This is a genomic window from Pseudomonas sp. LBUM1659 (genome assembly GCF_059716045.1).
Genome location: NZ_CP166797.1, coordinates 4,117,285 through 4,132,238 on the forward strand (window position 1 = coordinate 4,117,285; position 14,954 = coordinate 4,132,238).

A 14,954-nucleotide genomic window follows, 5' to 3' on the forward strand; every position below is an offset into this window, starting at 1 on the left:
GATCACGCTATACCTGTGGGAGCCGGGCTTGCCCGCGATGGCAGACACCGCGGTCTTACTGCCCGCTACGCATCATCTCTTTCGGCACATACTTGCCGATTTCGAATTTGCCAATCGCCGCGCGGTGCACTTCGTCCGGGCCGTCGGCCAGGCGCAGGGTGCGCTGCATCGCATACATGTAGGCCAGCGGGAAATCATTGGAAACCCCTGCCCCACCATGGATCTGAATCGCCCGGTCGATGACCCGCAAGGCTACGTTCGGCGCGACCACCTTGATCTGCGCGATCTCGCTCTTCGCCACCTTGTTGCCCACGGTGTCCATCATGTACGCCGCTTTCAGCGTCAGCAGGCGTGCCATATCGATTTCCATCCGCGAGTCGGCGATTTTGTCGATGTTGCCGCCCAGACGCGCCAGTGGCTTACCGAACGCGGTACGGCTGACCGAGCGTTTGCACATCAATTCCAGCGCCCGTTCAGCCATGCCGATCGAACGCATGCAGTGGTGAATCCGGCCTGGGCCAAGGCGACCCTGAGCGATTTCGAAGCCGCGTCCTTCGCCCAACAGGACGTTTTCGTACGGCACGCGGACGTTTTCGAACAGCACTTCGGCGTGGCCGTGAGGGGCGTCGTCATAACCGAATACCGGCAGCGGACGGACGATCTTCACGCCCGGTGTGTCCACCGGCACCAGAATCATCGAGTGCTGGGCATGGCGCGGCGCATCAGGATCGCTCAGGCCCATGAAGATCAGAATCTTGCAGCGTGGATCGCAGGCGCCTGAGGTCCACCATTTCTTGCCGTTAATGACCCACTCGTCGCCATCACGCACGGCGCGGGCGGCCATGTTGGTGGCGTCGGAGGAGGCAACGTCCGGCTCGGTCATGGCGAACGCCGAGCGGATCTCACCGCGCAGCAGCGGTTCGAGCCAGCGTTGTTTCTGTTCTTCGTTGGCGTAGCGCACCAGCACTTCCATGTTGCCGGTGTCTGGCGCCGAGCAGTTGAACGGCTCCGGCCCCAGCAATGAGCGGCCCATGATTTCGGCCAACGGTGCGTATTCGAGGTTGGTCAGGCCGGCGCCGAGTTCGGATTCAGGCAAAAACAAATTCCACAGGCCTTCAGCCTTGGCCTTGAGTTTGAGCTCTTCCATGATCGCGGTCGGTTGCCAGCGATCGCCTTCGGCGACCTGACGCTCGAACACCGCTTCGGCGGGATAAACGTAGGTGTCCATGAACGCGGTCACGCGCTCACGCAGTTCCTGAACCTTGGGCGAATAAGCGAAATCCATGAGCATTTACCTTCTTGGGCAGAGGTTGTTTAGGTCATGCGATTGATGCTAGAACAGCGCTGATAATTTACCTAGCCTATTCTCGGCGTGTATTAACATTCATCACCGATATATGATCGACTGATCGCCAAGGCCTCCGGCCACAACGAAAAGCCCCAAACAATAAGAGTGCAGCGCAATGAATCTGAGCAAGGTCGACCTCAACCTTTTCATCGTCTTCGACGCGATCTACACCGAAGCCAACCTGACCCGCGCCGGGCAGATTGTCGGCATTACCCAGCCGGCGGTCTCGAACGCTCTGGCTCGCCTGCGCGAGACCTTCAACGATCCGTTATTCGTGCGCACCGCCCAGGGCATGGTGCCAACGCCCATGGCCCAGAACATCATCGGGCCGGTGCGTAACGCCCTCTCCTTGCTGCGGGTGTCGGTGCAGGAAAGTCGCATTTTCAACCCGCTACAGGCGGTCAAGACCTATCGCATCAGCATGACCGACCTCACCGAAGCGGTGATCCTGCCGCCGTTGTTCCAGCGCCTGCGCCGCCTGGCGCCGACGGTGATCATCGAAAGCTTCTTGTCCAAGCGCCGCGAAACCACCAAGGAACTGGCGGCCGGGCGTCTCGACTTCGCGGTGGATGCACCGCTCAACACCGACCCGCAAGTGCGTCACGTCAAGTTGATGGAAGACCGCTACGTGTGCGCCATGCGCAAGGGCCATCCGCTGGCGGGTAAAGAGAAATTCAGCCTGGATGATTATCTGTCACTGACCCACATCCACATCTCCAGCCGCCGCAGCGGTCTGGGCCATGTTGATCTCGCCCTGGGGAAAATGGGCATCCAGCGCAAGATCGCCCTTCGGTCCCAGCATTACTTGATGGCCTCGCAAGTGTTGCAACAGACCGACATGGTCATGACCGTGCCGGAGCGCTTTGCCCGTCGCAATGATTTGCACGCCTTCAGCCTGCCGGTCAACGACGTGCCACCGGTGGAAACTCACCTCTACTGGCACGAAAGCACCGACCAGGACCCGGCTAACCGCTGGATGCGCGAGCAAATGATCGAGTTGTGCCAGCAGGTGACGGCGCATGAGAAGAAACTCGAAAAGGTGTAGGACCTTGGACCGAGGTGCCCCCATAGCAAGCAGGCTCGCTCCCACAGGAGATCGCTGCAATGACACAGATTTTGTGTTCACCGCCGATTCCATGTGGGAGCGAGCCTGCTCGCGATGAGGCCCGTCAGACCACCAAAGCTCCCCGCCCCTTGACGTAAACGTCAACCTGCCATTAGCTTAGCGCCATGACCTTTTTCGAGCGCTTCCATGAGCAGCCAGACCTACAGCATTTCCGACCTCGCCCGCGAGCTCGACATCACCACGCGGGCCATCCGCTTTTATGAAGAACAAGGCCTGCTCAGCCCCGAGCGTCGCGGTCAGGAGCGCATCTACTCGCCTCGCGACAAGGTCAGCCTGAAGCTGATCCTGCGGGGCAAGCGCATTGGCTTCTCCCTGGCTGAGTGCCGCGAGCTGATCGAGCTGTATGACCCCACTGGCGGCAATCAGAAACAACTGCAAACCATGTTGAGCAAGATCGCCGAGCGCCGCGAACAGCTGGAACAGCAGATGCTCGACATCGAGCAGATGAAGCTGGAACTGGACACCGCGCAGGAGCGCTGTACTCAGGCGCTGGAACAAACCATCAAGAGCCAGCAGGTCGTGTAGGAACTGAGCTTGCTCGCGAAAGCGTCAGATAAGTCGACATCGATGTTGAAGGACATACCGCTTTCGCGAGCAAGCTCAGCTCCTACAGGGTTCTGTGAACATTCATACAATTTCAACAGGTCCATTGCTATGTCCCTTCCCTCCCGCGTACGCATTGTCGAAGTCGCCCCCCGCGACGGTCTGCAAAACGAAGCCCAACCAATCAGCGTTGCCGACAAGGTGCAGCTGGTCGACGCACTGACCGCCGCCGGTCTTGGCTATATAGAAGTCGGCAGTTTTGTCTCGCCCAAATGGGTGCCGCAAATGGCCGGTTCCGCCGAGGTCTTCGCGCAGATCCAGCGCAAACCCGGCGTGACCTATGGCGCGCTCGCCCCCAACCTGCGTGGCTTTGAAGATGCGATCGCTGCCGGGGTCAAGGAAGTCGCGGTGTTCGCCGCCGCGTCTGAAGCGTTTTCCCAGCGCAACATCAACTGCTCGATCAGCGAAAGCCTGGAGCGTTTCGTACCAATCATGGACGCCGCCAAACAACACGGCGTGAGCGTACGCGGTTATGTGTCCTGCGTGCTGGGCTGCCCTTACGAAGGTAACGTCGCCCCCGAGCAAGTCGCCCGGGTTGCGCGCGAGCTCTACGCCATGGGCTGTTACGAAGTGTCGCTGGGCGACACCATCGGCACGGGCACCGCGGGCGCCACCCGCAAAATGTTCGAGGTGGTCGCGGCCGACGTGCCCCGTGAAAAACTCGCCGGGCACTTCCACGACACCTACGGCCAGGCCATGGCCAACATCTACGCCAGCCTGCTGGAAGGCATCTCGGTGTTCGACAGCTCCATCGCCGGCCTCGGCGGTTGCCCGTACGCCAAGGGCGCCAGCGGTAACGTTGCCACCGAAGACGTGGTGTACCTGCTCAATGGCCTGGGTATCGAGACCGGTATCGACCTGGATGCCTTGATCCTGGCCGGTCAACAAATTTGCACGGTACTGGGGCGTCCGACCGGTTCGCGCGTGGCCAAGGCTCGCAGTGCACAGTGAGGCCTTCGGGTGTTACCGCGACGTCTGAAACGTGGGCACAATCGAGTAACACGGAAACAAATTGTCGGGATTTGACCGAATGAAAAATCCTACAAATTCTTAACGCATTGATTTTAAAGGGTTTTAAAAAGTTGGCACGGCTCCTGCTATCTCTACTGCATAACAAGAACAAAAAAAGCAGCAAGCACTAATAAAAATAAGACGTAACGACTCTGACATAACAAAAACAACACGGCAGAGACGCAGCTAACAGATTTTTTTGGAGAAGATGTGCTTTTCAGGGTGCTTTTCGGAGTTACCCGCAACCGGGCAGAGAACAATAAAACTACCGTCAGGTAGCTCCCGAACTGGTTGGATCGCTCAGCGAAAAAGTAGATCAGCGCTCAAAAAAATACGTTTGCTCTTGATCCCGGATGGGGATCGACAAAAACAGCGGTAAAGGGTCACGGTTTCCAAAAACAAAAACAGACCGCCCCTCAATAACAAAAAAAGAGCACGCGCAACGACAAAATTAAAGGGGAGCTTCGGCTCCCCTTTGTGCTGTCTGGCGTTCAGGTTTTCGCTGTCCTTTGTAGGAGCGAGGCTTGCCCGCGATGGCGGTGGGTCAGTCAACATGAATGCTGAATGTCCCGCCGCCTTCGCTGGCAAGCCAGCTCCTACAGCTTCGCTTTGAGCTCCGCGACGCTGATCTCGCGCATCCGGAATTTCTGGATCTTGCCGGTCACGGTCATCGGAAACTCCTCGACGAATTTGAAGTAACGCGGCGTCTTGAAGTGCGCGATGCGCTCTTTGCACCAAGCTTGCAGTTCTTGCTCGGTGGCGCTGTGGCCCGGGTGGAATTTGATCCAGGCGACGATCTCTTCACCATAACGCGAGCACGGGATGCCGATCACTTGCACGTCCGCCACCGCCGGGTGGGTAAAGAAGAACTCTTCCAGCTCCCGTGGGTAAACGTTCTCACCGCCCCGGATGATCATGTCCTTGTTGCGCCCGGCAATGCATACATAGCCTTCGTCGTTCATGCTGGCCAGGTCGCCGGTGTGCATCCAGCCGGCCTGATCAATGGCCTCGGAAGTGCCTTGCGGGTTGTTCCAGTAGCCGAGCATCACGCTGTAACCACGGGTGCATAGTTCGCCGATGGTACCGCGCGGCACAAGGTTACTGGCCTCATCGATGATTTTGCTTTCCAGCTGCGGCTGGGTGCGGCCGACGGTGGTCACGCGTAATTCCAGTTCGTCTGACGGACCGGTCTGCAACGACACAGGACTTGTTTCCGTCATGCCGTAGGCAATCTGCACTTCGTTCATGTGCATTTCGTTGATGACCCGGCGCATCACCTCGATGGGGCACGTGGCACCGGCCATGATCCCGGTGCGCAGGCTCGATAGATCGAATTCGGCGCGTTTGGGCTGATCGAGCATGGCGATGAACATGGTCGGCACACCATAAAGCGCCGTGGCTTTTTCTTCGGCGACGGTGGTCAGGGTCAGCAGCGGATCGAAAGCGTCATTCGGGTAAATCATGGTGCTGCCGTGAGTGATGCAGCCGAGGTTGCCCATGACCATGCCGAAGCAGTGATACAGCGGTACCGGAATCACCAGGCGATCATCGGCGGTCAGGCCGAGGCTTTCGCCAACCATGTAACCGTTGTTGAGAATATTGTAGTGACTGAGGGTCGCGCCCTTCGGGAACCCGGTGGTGCCAGAGGTGTACTGGATGTTCACCGGCTGATCGAAATGCAGGCTGTCCTGGCGCTCGCGCAGCTGTTTCATCGAAACGCTGGCAGCCAAGTCCGCCAATTGCGACCAGGGTAGAAAACCAGAAGGCGGCTGCGCATCCAGACTGATGACACCACGCAGGTCTGGCAGACGCTCGCTGTGCAATTGTCCGATGGACTGCTCGGACAGCTCGGGAATGAGGCCTTGCAGCATCCCGTGATAGTCGGAGGTTTTGAACGCGCCGGCGCAGACCAGCCATTGGCAACCGGATTGCTTCAACACATATTCGAGTTCGGAACTGCGGTACGCCGGGTTGATGTTGACCAGAATCACGCCGATTTTCGCACTGGCGAACTGGCTGATGCACCACTGGGCGCAGTTCGGTGCCCAGATGCCGAGACGATCACCGGCCTGCAAACCCAGCGCGAGCAGCGCTCTGGCATGCAGGTCTACGGCGTCGGCCAGTTGCTGCCAGGTGTAGCGCAACTGCTGATGACGCACGACCAGCGCCTCCCCGGTCGAGAACTGCGCGACGGTGTTATCGAACGCCTGGCCGATGGTCATCGCCAGCAAGGCTTTGTCCTGGGAACCACGGGTATAGCTGCGCTGCGGGCTTGCACTGGGTTGATCCATGATGACCCCTATTGTCTTTATTTATGGGCTGGCGGCGGTCCCTCAGGGGTGTCCGCGTTCTATCTTGAACTGGCTCTACTCTCGCTCAAGTTGACGTTAACGTAAAGGGTGATTGACAGCCATTCGTCACAGGCTTACGTTAACGTAAAGGTGAGAAGCGAATCACTGCCCTCCCCGCCCTACAAAAAAGCCAAAAGGTGCCCCATGAGCTACCCATCCCTGAATTTTGCCCTCGGTGAAACCATCGACATGCTGCGCGATCAGGTTCAGTCCTTCGTCGCCAAAGAGATCGCCCCACGCGCCGCTCAGATCGACATCGACAACCTGTTCCCCGCCGACCTGTGGCGCAAATTTGGCGACATGGGCCTGCTCGGTATTACCGTGCCGGAAGAGTACGGCGGCGCTGGCCTGGGTTACCTGGCCCACGTCGTGGCCATGGAAGAAATCAGCCGTGGTTCGGCGTCGGTTGCCTTGTCCTACGGCGCCCACTCCAACCTCTGCGTCAACCAGATCAACCGTAACGGCAACCACGAACAGAAAAGCAAATACTTGCCGAAACTGATCAGCGGCGAGCACATCGGCGCCCTGGCCATGAGCGAACCGAATGCCGGTTCCGACGTGGTCTCGATGAAGCTGCGTGCCGATAAACGCGGCGATCACTACGTGCTCAACGGCAGCAAGACCTGGATCACCAACGGCCCTGACGCCAACACTTACGTGATCTACGCCAAGACCGACCTGGAAAAAGGCCCCCACGGCATCACCGCATTCATCGTTGAACGCGAGTGGAAAGGCTTCAGCCGCAGCAATAAGTTCGACAAGCTCGGCATGCGCGGCTCCAACACCTGCGAGCTCTTCTTCGACGACGTGGAAGTTCCGGAAGAAAACATCCTCGGCGTGCTCAACGGCGGCGTGAAAGTGCTGATGAGCGGCCTCGATTACGAGCGCGTTGTGCTCTCCGGCGGCCCGACCGGAATCATGCAGGCGTGCATGGACCTGATCGTTCCGTACATCCACGACCGCAAGCAATTCGGCCAAAGCATCGGCGAATTCCAGCTGATCCAGGGCAAAGTCGCCGACATGTACACCCAACTCAACGCCAGCCGTGCTTACCTTTACGCAGTGGCACAGGCTTGCGAACGTGGCGAAACCACGCGCAAGGACGCTGCCGGCGTGATCCTGTACAGCGCCGAACGCGCCACGCAAATGGCCCTCGACGCAATTCAGATTCTGGGCGGCAACGGCTACATCAACGAATTCCCGGCGGGTCGTCTGCTACGTGACGCCAAGCTGTACGAAATCGGCGCAGGCACCAGTGAGATCCGTCGCATGCTCATCGGTCGCGAACTGTTCAACGAAACCCGCTAATCGGAGCTGTCCATGGCTATCCTGCATACCCAGCTCAACCCCCGTTCGGCGGAGTTCGCCGCCAACAGCGCGGCGATGCTCAAACAGGTCGACGATCTGCACACCCTGCTCGCCCAAGTGCAGCTGGGTGGCGGCCCGAAGGCTCAAGAACGCCACACCTCGCGGGGCAAACTGCTGCCCCGCGAGCGGATCAATCGTCTGCTCGATCCGGGTTCGCCGTTTCTGGAAATCAGCCAACTGGCGGCCTATGAGGTTTACGGTGAAGACGTTCCAGCCGCTGGCGTGATTGCCGGGATCGGCCGCGTGGAAGGCGTCGAATGCATGATCGTCGCCAACGACGCCACGGTAAAAGGTGGCTCGTACTACCCGCTGACCGTGAAAAAACACCTGCGCGCCCAGACCATCGCCCAGCAGAATCGCCTGCCGTGCATCTATCTGGTGGACTCCGGCGGCGCCAACCTGCCACGTCAAGATGAAGTGTTCCCGGATCGCGAGCACTTCGGGCGGATCTTTTTCAACCAGGCCAACATGAGCGCCATGGGCATTCCGCAAATCGCGGTGGTGATGGGCTCGTGCACCGCTGGTGGTGCGTATGTGCCCGCGATGGCTGACGAAGCGATCATGGTGCGCCAGCAAGCGACGATTTTCCTCGCCGGGCCGCCCCTGGTAAAAGCGGCGACCGGTGAAGTGGTCAGCGCCGAAGACTTGGGCGGAGCCGATGTGCACTGCAAGATTTCCGGGGTCGCCGACCATTACGCCGAAAGCGATGAACACGCCTTGGCCATTGCGCGACGCAGCGTCGCCAACCTCAACTGGCGCAAGCTCGGCGAAGTGCAACAACGCGCGCCTATTGCACCGCTGTACAGTAGTGACGAGTTGTACGGCGTGGTCTCGGCGGACGCCAAGCAACCGTTCGATGTGCGCGAAGTGATCGCGCGTCTGGTCGACGGTTCGGTGTTCGATGAGTTCAAAGCGCTGTTCGGGACCACGCTGGTGTGCGGCTTCGCCCACCTGCACGGCTACCCGATCGCGATCCTCGCCAACAACGGCATCCTGTTCGCTGAAGCTGCGCAGAAAGGCGCGCACTTCATTGAACTGGCCTGTCAGCGCGGCATCCCGTTGCTGTTCCTGCAAAACATCACCGGCTTCATGGTTGGCCAGAAGTACGAGGCCGGCGGCATCGCCAAGCACGGTGCGAAACTGGTGACCGCCGTGGCGTGCGCCAAGGTGCCGAAATTCACCGTGATCATCGGCGGCAGCTTTGGTGCCGGTAACTACGGCATGTGCGGTAGGGCTTACGACCCGCGCTTCCTGTGGATGTGGCCAAACGCACGCATTGGCGTAATGGGCGCCGAGCAAGCCGCCGGGGTGTTGGTGCAGGTTAAACGCGAGCAAGCCGAGCGCAGTGGTCAGGGCTTCAGCGCCGAGCAGGAAGCGGAGATCAAGCAACCGATCCTCGATCAATACGAAGAACAGGGTCACCCCTATTACTCCAGCGCACGGCTATGGGACGACGGCGTCATCGACCCGGCACAAACCCGCGATGTGTTGGCCCTGGCCTTGTCCGCGTCGTTGAACGCGCCTATCGAACCGAGCCGCTTCGGCGTGTTCCGGATGTGATCGGGAGAAAACCATGAGCGACTTCAAGACCCTCGAACTGCTGACCGACCCACGGGGTTTCGCCACCCTGTGGCTCAGCCGTGAAGAAAAGAACAACGCGTTCAACGCGCAAATGATCCGCGAACTGATCCTCGCGTTGGACTCCGTGGCGAGCGACACCAGCCTGCGCTTTTTGCTGGTGCGGGGACGCGGCAAACATTTCAGCGCCGGCGCGGACCTTGCGTGGATGCAGCAATCAGCCGAACTCGATTACGGCACCAACCTCGACGACGCCCGGGAACTGGCGGAGTTGATGTACAACCTCGCCAAGTTGAAAGTCCCGACCCTGGCCGTGGTGCAAGGCGCGGCCTTCGGCGGTGCGCTGGGCCTGATCAGTTGCTGCGACATGGCCATTGGCGCCGACGACGCGCAGTTCTGCCTGTCGGAGGTGCGCATCGGTCTGGCGCCGGCGGTGATCAGCCCGTTCGTGGTGCAGGCCATCGGTGAACGTGCGGCACGTCGTTATGCGCTGACCGCCGAACGTTTCGGCGGGCAACGGGCGCGGGAAATCGGTTTGTTGTCGGAAAGCTATCCGGCCGCCGAGCTGGAGCAAAAAGTCGACCAGTGGATCGACAATCTGCTGCTCAACAGCCCTGCCGCCATGCGTGTCAGCAAAGACTTGTTGCGTGAAGTCAGCCATGGCGCGTTGACCCCGGCACTGCGCCGCTACACCGAAAACGCCATCGCCCGCATCCGCGTCAGCCCCGAAGGACAGGAAGGCCTGCGCGCCTTTTTGCAAAAGCGTCCGCCGACCTGGCAAGCCCCCACCAACAAGGAGCCGCGTTGATGAGCGCACCTGTTCTCACCACCCTGCTGGTGGCCAACCGTGGCGAAATCGCCTGCCGGGTCATGCGCACCGCCAAAGCCCTGGGCCTGACCACCGTCGCCGTGCACAGTGCCACTGACCGTGAAGCGCGACACAGCCGCGAGGCGGATATCCGCGTCGACCTCGGTGGCAGCAAAGCGGCCGACAGTTACCTGCAAATCGACAAACTGATTGCGGCAGCCAAGACCAGCGGCGCTCAGGCTATCCATCCGGGTTACGGCTTTTTGTCGGAAAACGCCGGGTTCGCCCGCGCGATTGAAGACGCCGGCCTGATCTTCCTCGGCCCGCCCGCCTCGGCCATAGACGCCATGGGCAGCAAATCCGCCGCCAAAGCGCTGATGGAAACGGCCGGCGTGCCGTTGGTGCCGGGTTATCACGGCGAAGCGCAGGACTTCGACACCTTCCGCGATGCGTGTGAGCGCATCGGCTATCCAGTGCTGCTCAAGGCCACCGCCGGCGGTGGCGGCAAAGGCATGAAAGTGGTCGAGGACGTCAGCCAGCTGGCCGAAGCCCTGGCCTCAGCCCAGCGTGAAGCGAAATCCTCCTTCGGCGATTCACGGATGTTGGTGGAGAAGTACCTGCTCAAACCGCGCCACGTGGAAATCCAGGTCTTTGCCGACCAGCATGGCAATTGCCTATTCCTCAACGAACGTGACTGCTCGATCCAGCGTCGCCACCAGAAAGTCGTTGAGGAAGCACCCGCGCCAGGTTTGAGCCCGGAACTGCGTCGTGCCATGGGCGAGGCCGCAGTGCGTTCGGCACAAGCCATCGGTTATGTCGGCGCCGGCACTGTGGAGTTTTTGCTGGATTCGCGCGGTGAGTTCTTCTTTATGGAAATGAACACGCGCCTGCAGGTTGAGCACCCGGTCACCGAAGCCATCACCGGCCTCGATCTGGTGGCCTGGCAGATTCGCGTGGCCCGTGGCGAAGCGCTGCCGATGACCCAGGCCGAGGTGCCGCTGATCGGTCACGCGATTGAAGTGCGACTGTACGCAGAGGATCCGGCCAATGATTTCCTGCCGGCCACCGGGCGCCTGGAACTGTACCGTGAATCCGCCGAAGGCCCGGGACGCAGGGTCGACAGCGGTGTTGAAGAAGGCGACGAAATTTCACCGTTCTATGACCCGATGCTGGGCAAGTTGATTGCCTGGGGCGAAGACCGTGAACAGGCGCGCCTGCGGTTGCTGAGCATGCTCGATGAGTTTGCGATTGGTGGACTCAAGACCAACATCAACTTCCTGCGCCGGATCATCGCGCACCCTGCGTTTGCTGCTGCAGAACTGGACACCGGGTTTATCCCGCTTTTTCAGGAGCAATTGTTGCCAGCACCTTCGGACCTCAGTCACGCGTTTTGGCAGGCTGCCGCTCAGGCAGTTGCCCAGAGCCAGTCAGGTTCACCGCGCGCGGATGACGCGAGCTCGCCATGGGCGATCAGCAATGGTTTCCGTGCCGGGTTGCCAAAAGAAATTACCCTGCATTTGAGCTGCGAAGGCCAGGACCGCGCGCTGACCTTGGGCGACCTCTGCACAGCCCACCTTCAAGGTGAGCAATTGCTGACCGAGCACAACGGCGTACGCCGCCATCATCGGGCAATCCGTCGTGGCGACCATGTCTATCTGCAATGGGAAGGCGAACTGCGCCGCATCGAATCCTATGACCCGATCAGCGCCGTCGAAGCCAGCCACAGCCATCACGGTGGGCTCACCGCTCCAATGAACGGCAGCATCGTACGAGTACTGGTAGTGGCCGGGCAAACGGTCGAAGCCGGGGCGCAATTGGTGGTGTTGGAAGCGATGAAAATGGAGCACAGCATTCGCGCGCCCCACGCGGGCGTGATCAAGGCCTTGTATTGCCAGGAAGGCGAAATGGTCAGCGAAGGTAGTGCGTTGGTCGAGCTGGAAGACGCGTGAAATGAAGATCGGTCCTACGTTCTACGAGGACCGATCTGATTAGAATTTGGCCGTTGCCTGAACCACTACACCGATAATTCGACATTCATCGGTGTAAAGGGCTTTCGGATACGTCGGATTGAGCGGGACCAGGTAACGCTGCCCGCTCTCTTCGATCAGCTTGCGAAACGTCGCCTCGGTGCTGTCCGACCACTGCGCGATCACCAGCTTTCCGGGCTCCGGCACAATGGCCGGATCCACCAGGATCATCATGCCCTCGGCGATACTCACACCCGTGGGTGCCGTCATCGCATCGCCCACCACCACCAGCCAGAACGCAGCGCCCTGTGCGTGGTAGTCGGTCAGTTCGAAGCGTGGCTTGCCGTAGACCGCCAGCTCGCCGTCACGCACTTGCATCGGCTCTCGCCAGTCACAGACCGGGTAACGGAAGTACGGGTTGTATTTGTGCGACAGGCAAGGTTCCTCGTCTTGCAAGACCAGACGCTCGCGAATCACCGTCGCCACTTCCAGAAAATCCATCCCGAGCGCGCGCAAGACACGATTCATGTCTTCGATGCTCGGCTGACGGCGCTTATTCAGCCAGTGACCCACGCCACCCTGGGACATCCCGAGGCGGTCGGCGAGGACCTCTTGAGTGACTTTGAGGTCACTCATCTTGGCTTTGACTAACTCAATCCATTTATCCATGTGCGGCACGATACGTGGGGTACTCCGACCAACAAAACACAAATTGTAGTATTTAAATTCCAGTCACAAATACAGTTCGTACTAGGATGGATTTACGGATCTGAATCTATCACGGAGCTTGCCATCGTCATGACGTTACCCAGCAATGACCTGCCAGATATGCAAATCGATACCACCCTGACCTCGCCAAAAGGCAACGCCGCCGCACAGCGAGCGCTGGATTATTACTTGAAACCAACTGTGTCCGAACCCGCTGCCGGGGAGCGGTTCTTTGATGTGAACCCGGACATCAGCGCAGAAGAGGCGCTGGTGCATGCCTTTGATTTGTTGCGATGCGCTGCGGCGACTGCACATGAATCAGCCAGTAACCTGCACGGTCCAAGCCGCGACCTGGCCTATTCGACGGTGCACATGATCGATATGGCAAAGGCGATGATCGATCGGTCTTTGCAAGGGCATCGGACCGCATGAAACGGGCGAGCGTTTGGGGAGGACAGGAAAGAGTTTTCCAATCGCGCAGATAAAATCATTTGACTTGCAAACGAGAATGATTATTATTTCATGCAGCTGGTCGCGAGATCAGTCGATTGCCCAAGTGACCTTAGGTCGGTCTCCTGGGCTATCTCCTCATCAGGCTAATCACGGTTTTTGACCCGGCTTTTGCCGGGTTTTTTTTGCCAGTTATTCTGGCTTTTACCTTCAGGCTAATGAAGGCTTTGGGTGCTGCAAATTCGATGGCGCGGATAATATCAAAGGCATATTGGTTGGCAAGAGAAGCCCGGCATCATTGGGCCAAACGAATGTAAAAATAGCACTTGAGAATCAATCGCACAGCCACTAAGCTGCGTCGGCGTCATGGAGGACGCCCCCCTCTGCACCCCGCAATTTCCCTCGGTTTCCCCCCTGCCTTGCGTGTAAAGTAGCCGCCATAAAATCATATTCAGGAACCGACTATGACCGTGGCCAAATCTTCCTTCGACATCAGTGCAAACTTCGACAGCGGCAACATTGAAGTGCTGGATATCAGCAATCCGCTTCAAGCGCTGCTGGCCATCAAACCCGACACCCGCAGCCCGCATTTTCAATGGTTCCACTTCAAGGCCAGCGGCCTGCACGTCGGCCAGGAGCATTGGTTTCGCCTGAACAACGCCAGCAAGTCCTCGTACAACAAAGCGTGGGACGGTTATCAGGCCGTTGCATCGTACGACCACGTCAACTGGTTCCGCGTACCGACTATCTTCGAAGGCGACTGCCTGCGCTTCAGCCTCGAAGCCACTGCCACCCACGCCTGGTTCGCCTACTTCGAACCTTACAGCCGTGGCCGTCACGACTGGCTGATCGAGCAGGCACTGACCAAGGCTGGTACCGAGCTGTTGGCCACCGGCAAGAGCGTTGAAGGGCGTGACATTCAGTTGTTGCGCAAAGGCACGGGTGCCGAAGGCCGACGCAAGGTCTGGATGATCGCTCAGCAACACCCTGGCGAACACATGGCCGAATGGTTCATGGAAGGCGTGATCGAGCGCCTGGAAAAGCACGACGACCCGGTGTTGAACAAACTGCTGGCCAGCGCTGACCTGTACCTGATACCGAACATGAACCCGGACGGCGCCTTCCACGGTCACCTGCGCACCAACGCCATGGGCCAGGACCTGAACCGTGCCTGGCAGAGCGCCAGCCAGGAGATCAGCCCGGAAGTGCTGTTCGCGCAACAGCAGATGGAAAAATATGGCGTCGACCTGTTCCTCGACGTCCATGGCGATGAAGAAATCCCTTACGTGTTCACCGCTGGCTGCGAAGGCAACCCGGGCTTTACGCCACGCATCGAAAAACTCGAAGAGCATTTCCGCAGCCATCTGAAACACCTGACCAAGGATTTCCAGACCAAACACGGCTACACCCGCGACGAGCCGGGAAAAGCCAACATGACCCTGGCCTGCAACAGCGTCGGTCAGAAATTCGATTGCCTGTCGTTGACCCTGGAGATGCCGTTCAAGGACAACGACGATGCACCGAATGCCCTCACAGGTTGGTCCGGAAAGCGCTCCAAGCAGTTGGGCAAGGATGTGTTGACCACCATCACCGACATGGTCGACACCCTGCGCTGATCGCTTTCAATGGCTGCATG

Annotated in this window: 12 protein-coding genes; 9 read left to right on the top strand and 3 right to left on the bottom strand. The window is 59.2% G+C overall.

The window, feature by feature from the left end:
- Nucleotides 1-55: 55 nt before the first annotated feature.
- Nucleotides 56-1,285 carry an acyl-CoA dehydrogenase gene (locus ACA048_RS18595; protein WP_452627295.1) on the bottom strand — a complete coding sequence of 410 codons (1,230 nt, stop codon included), beginning with the start codon at nt 1,283-1,285 and terminating at the stop codon, nt 56-58.
- A gap of 178 nt (nt 1,286-1,463) precedes the next feature.
- On the opposite strand from ACA048_RS18595, the gene ACA048_RS18600 reads away from it, so the two are divergent.
- The 3 genes from ACA048_RS18600 to ACA048_RS18610 all read left to right on the top strand — a co-directional run bounded on the left by ACA048_RS18600 (nt 1,464) and on the right by ACA048_RS18610 (nt 4,028).
- Nucleotides 1,464-2,393 (top strand): LysR family transcriptional regulator, encoded by a 930-nt coding sequence (locus ACA048_RS18600; protein ID WP_489336671.1) that lies wholly within the window; start codon nt 1,464-1,466, stop codon nt 2,391-2,393.
- A gap of 207 nt (nt 2,394-2,600) precedes the next feature.
- Nucleotides 2,601-2,999 (top strand): MerR family transcriptional regulator, encoded by a 399-nt coding sequence (locus ACA048_RS18605; RefSeq protein WP_223517160.1) that lies wholly within the window; start codon nt 2,601-2,603, stop codon nt 2,997-2,999.
- Between the two features lie 129 nt (nt 3,000-3,128).
- Entirely contained in the window at nt 3,129-4,028 is a 900-nt protein-coding gene (locus tag ACA048_RS18610; RefSeq protein WP_497625727.1) for a hydroxymethylglutaryl-CoA lyase, read from the top strand.
- 656 nt (nt 4,029-4,684) lie between these two features.
- Here ACA048_RS18610 and ACA048_RS18615 read toward each other — a convergent pair.
- Complete coding sequence (locus ACA048_RS18615) at nt 4,685-6,379, bottom strand: AMP-binding protein (protein WP_497625728.1); 1,695 nt, start codon at nt 6,377-6,379, stop codon at nt 4,685-4,687.
- Nucleotides 6,380-6,583: 204 nt separating this feature from the next.
- Between ACA048_RS18615 and ACA048_RS18620 the strand changes: the two genes are divergently transcribed.
- The 4 genes from ACA048_RS18620 to ACA048_RS18635 are packed head-to-tail and all read left to right on the top strand — an operon-like array spanning nt 6,584 to nt 12,142.
- Nucleotides 6,584-7,747 (top strand): isovaleryl-CoA dehydrogenase, encoded by a 1,164-nt coding sequence (locus ACA048_RS18620; RefSeq protein WP_497625729.1) that lies wholly within the window; start codon nt 6,584-6,586, stop codon nt 7,745-7,747.
- Nucleotides 7,748-7,759: 12 nt separating this feature from the next.
- Entirely contained in the window at nt 7,760-9,367 is a 1,608-nt protein-coding gene (locus ACA048_RS18625; protein WP_497625730.1) for a carboxyl transferase domain-containing protein, read from the top strand.
- A gap of 13 nt (nt 9,368-9,380) precedes the next feature.
- A complete protein-coding gene (locus tag ACA048_RS18630; RefSeq protein WP_497625731.1) occupies nt 9,381-10,193 on the top strand; it encodes a gamma-carboxygeranoyl-CoA hydratase in 813 nt (270 codons plus the stop codon).
- Complete coding sequence (locus tag ACA048_RS18635) at nt 10,193-12,142, top strand: acetyl/propionyl/methylcrotonyl-CoA carboxylase subunit alpha (protein WP_497625732.1); 1,950 nt, start codon at nt 10,193-10,195, stop codon at nt 12,140-12,142. The genes ACA048_RS18630 and ACA048_RS18635 overlap by 1 nt, the downstream gene beginning before the upstream one ends.
- Nucleotides 12,143-12,181: 39 nt before the next feature.
- Here the strand turns inward: ACA048_RS18635 and ACA048_RS18640 are convergent, their stop codons facing one another.
- Entirely contained in the window at nt 12,182-12,829 is a 648-nt protein-coding gene (locus ACA048_RS18640) for a LexA family protein (protein WP_497625733.1), read from the bottom strand.
- 129 nt (nt 12,830-12,958) lie between these two features.
- Here ACA048_RS18640 and ACA048_RS18645 point away from each other — a divergent pair, with 129 nt between their 5' ends.
- Together ACA048_RS18645 and ACA048_RS18650 are read left to right on the top strand one after the other, a co-directional pair.
- A complete protein-coding gene (locus ACA048_RS18645; RefSeq protein WP_497625734.1) occupies nt 12,959-13,300 on the top strand; it encodes a DUF6124 family protein in 342 nt (113 codons plus the stop codon).
- A gap of 482 nt (nt 13,301-13,782) precedes the next feature.
- Nucleotides 13,783-14,934, top strand: coding sequence for a M14 family metallopeptidase (locus ACA048_RS18650; protein ID WP_497625735.1), 1,152 nt, complete (start codon nt 13,783-13,785; stop codon nt 14,932-14,934).
- The last annotated feature ends 20 nt before the right edge of the window (nt 14,935-14,954 follow it).

Excerpts from the sequence above, each read along its gene's own strand:
- ACA048_RS18615 (WP_497625728.1), bottom strand. The coding sequence starts at position 6,379 with ATGGATCAACCCAGTGCAAGCCCGCAGCGCAGCTATACCCGTGGTTCC.
- ACA048_RS18645 (WP_497625734.1), top strand. The coding sequence starts at position 12,959 with ATGACGTTACCCAGCAATGACCTGCCAGATATGCAAATCGATACCACC.
- ACA048_RS18625 (WP_497625730.1), top strand. The coding sequence starts at position 7,760 with ATGGCTATCCTGCATACCCAGCTCAACCCCCGTTCGGCGGAGTTCGCC.
- ACA048_RS18640 (WP_497625733.1), bottom strand. The coding sequence starts at position 12,829 with ATGGATAAATGGATTGAGTTAGTCAAAGCCAAGATGAGTGACCTCAAA.
- ACA048_RS18610 (WP_497625727.1), top strand. The coding sequence starts at position 3,129 with ATGTCCCTTCCCTCCCGCGTACGCATTGTCGAAGTCGCCCCCCGCGAC.
- ACA048_RS18635 (WP_497625732.1), top strand. The coding sequence starts at position 10,193 with ATGAGCGCACCTGTTCTCACCACCCTGCTGGTGGCCAACCGTGGCGAA.
- ACA048_RS18650 (WP_497625735.1), top strand. The coding sequence starts at position 13,783 with ATGACCGTGGCCAAATCTTCCTTCGACATCAGTGCAAACTTCGACAGC.
- ACA048_RS18595 (WP_452627295.1), bottom strand. The coding sequence starts at position 1,285 with ATGGATTTCGCTTATTCGCCCAAGGTTCAGGAACTGCGTGAGCGCGTG.
- ACA048_RS18600 (WP_489336671.1), top strand. The coding sequence starts at position 1,464 with ATGAATCTGAGCAAGGTCGACCTCAACCTTTTCATCGTCTTCGACGCG.
- ACA048_RS18620 (WP_497625729.1), top strand. The coding sequence starts at position 6,584 with ATGAGCTACCCATCCCTGAATTTTGCCCTCGGTGAAACCATCGACATG.
- ACA048_RS18630 (WP_497625731.1), top strand. The coding sequence starts at position 9,381 with ATGAGCGACTTCAAGACCCTCGAACTGCTGACCGACCCACGGGGTTTC.
- ACA048_RS18605 (WP_223517160.1), top strand. The coding sequence starts at position 2,601 with ATGAGCAGCCAGACCTACAGCATTTCCGACCTCGCCCGCGAGCTCGAC.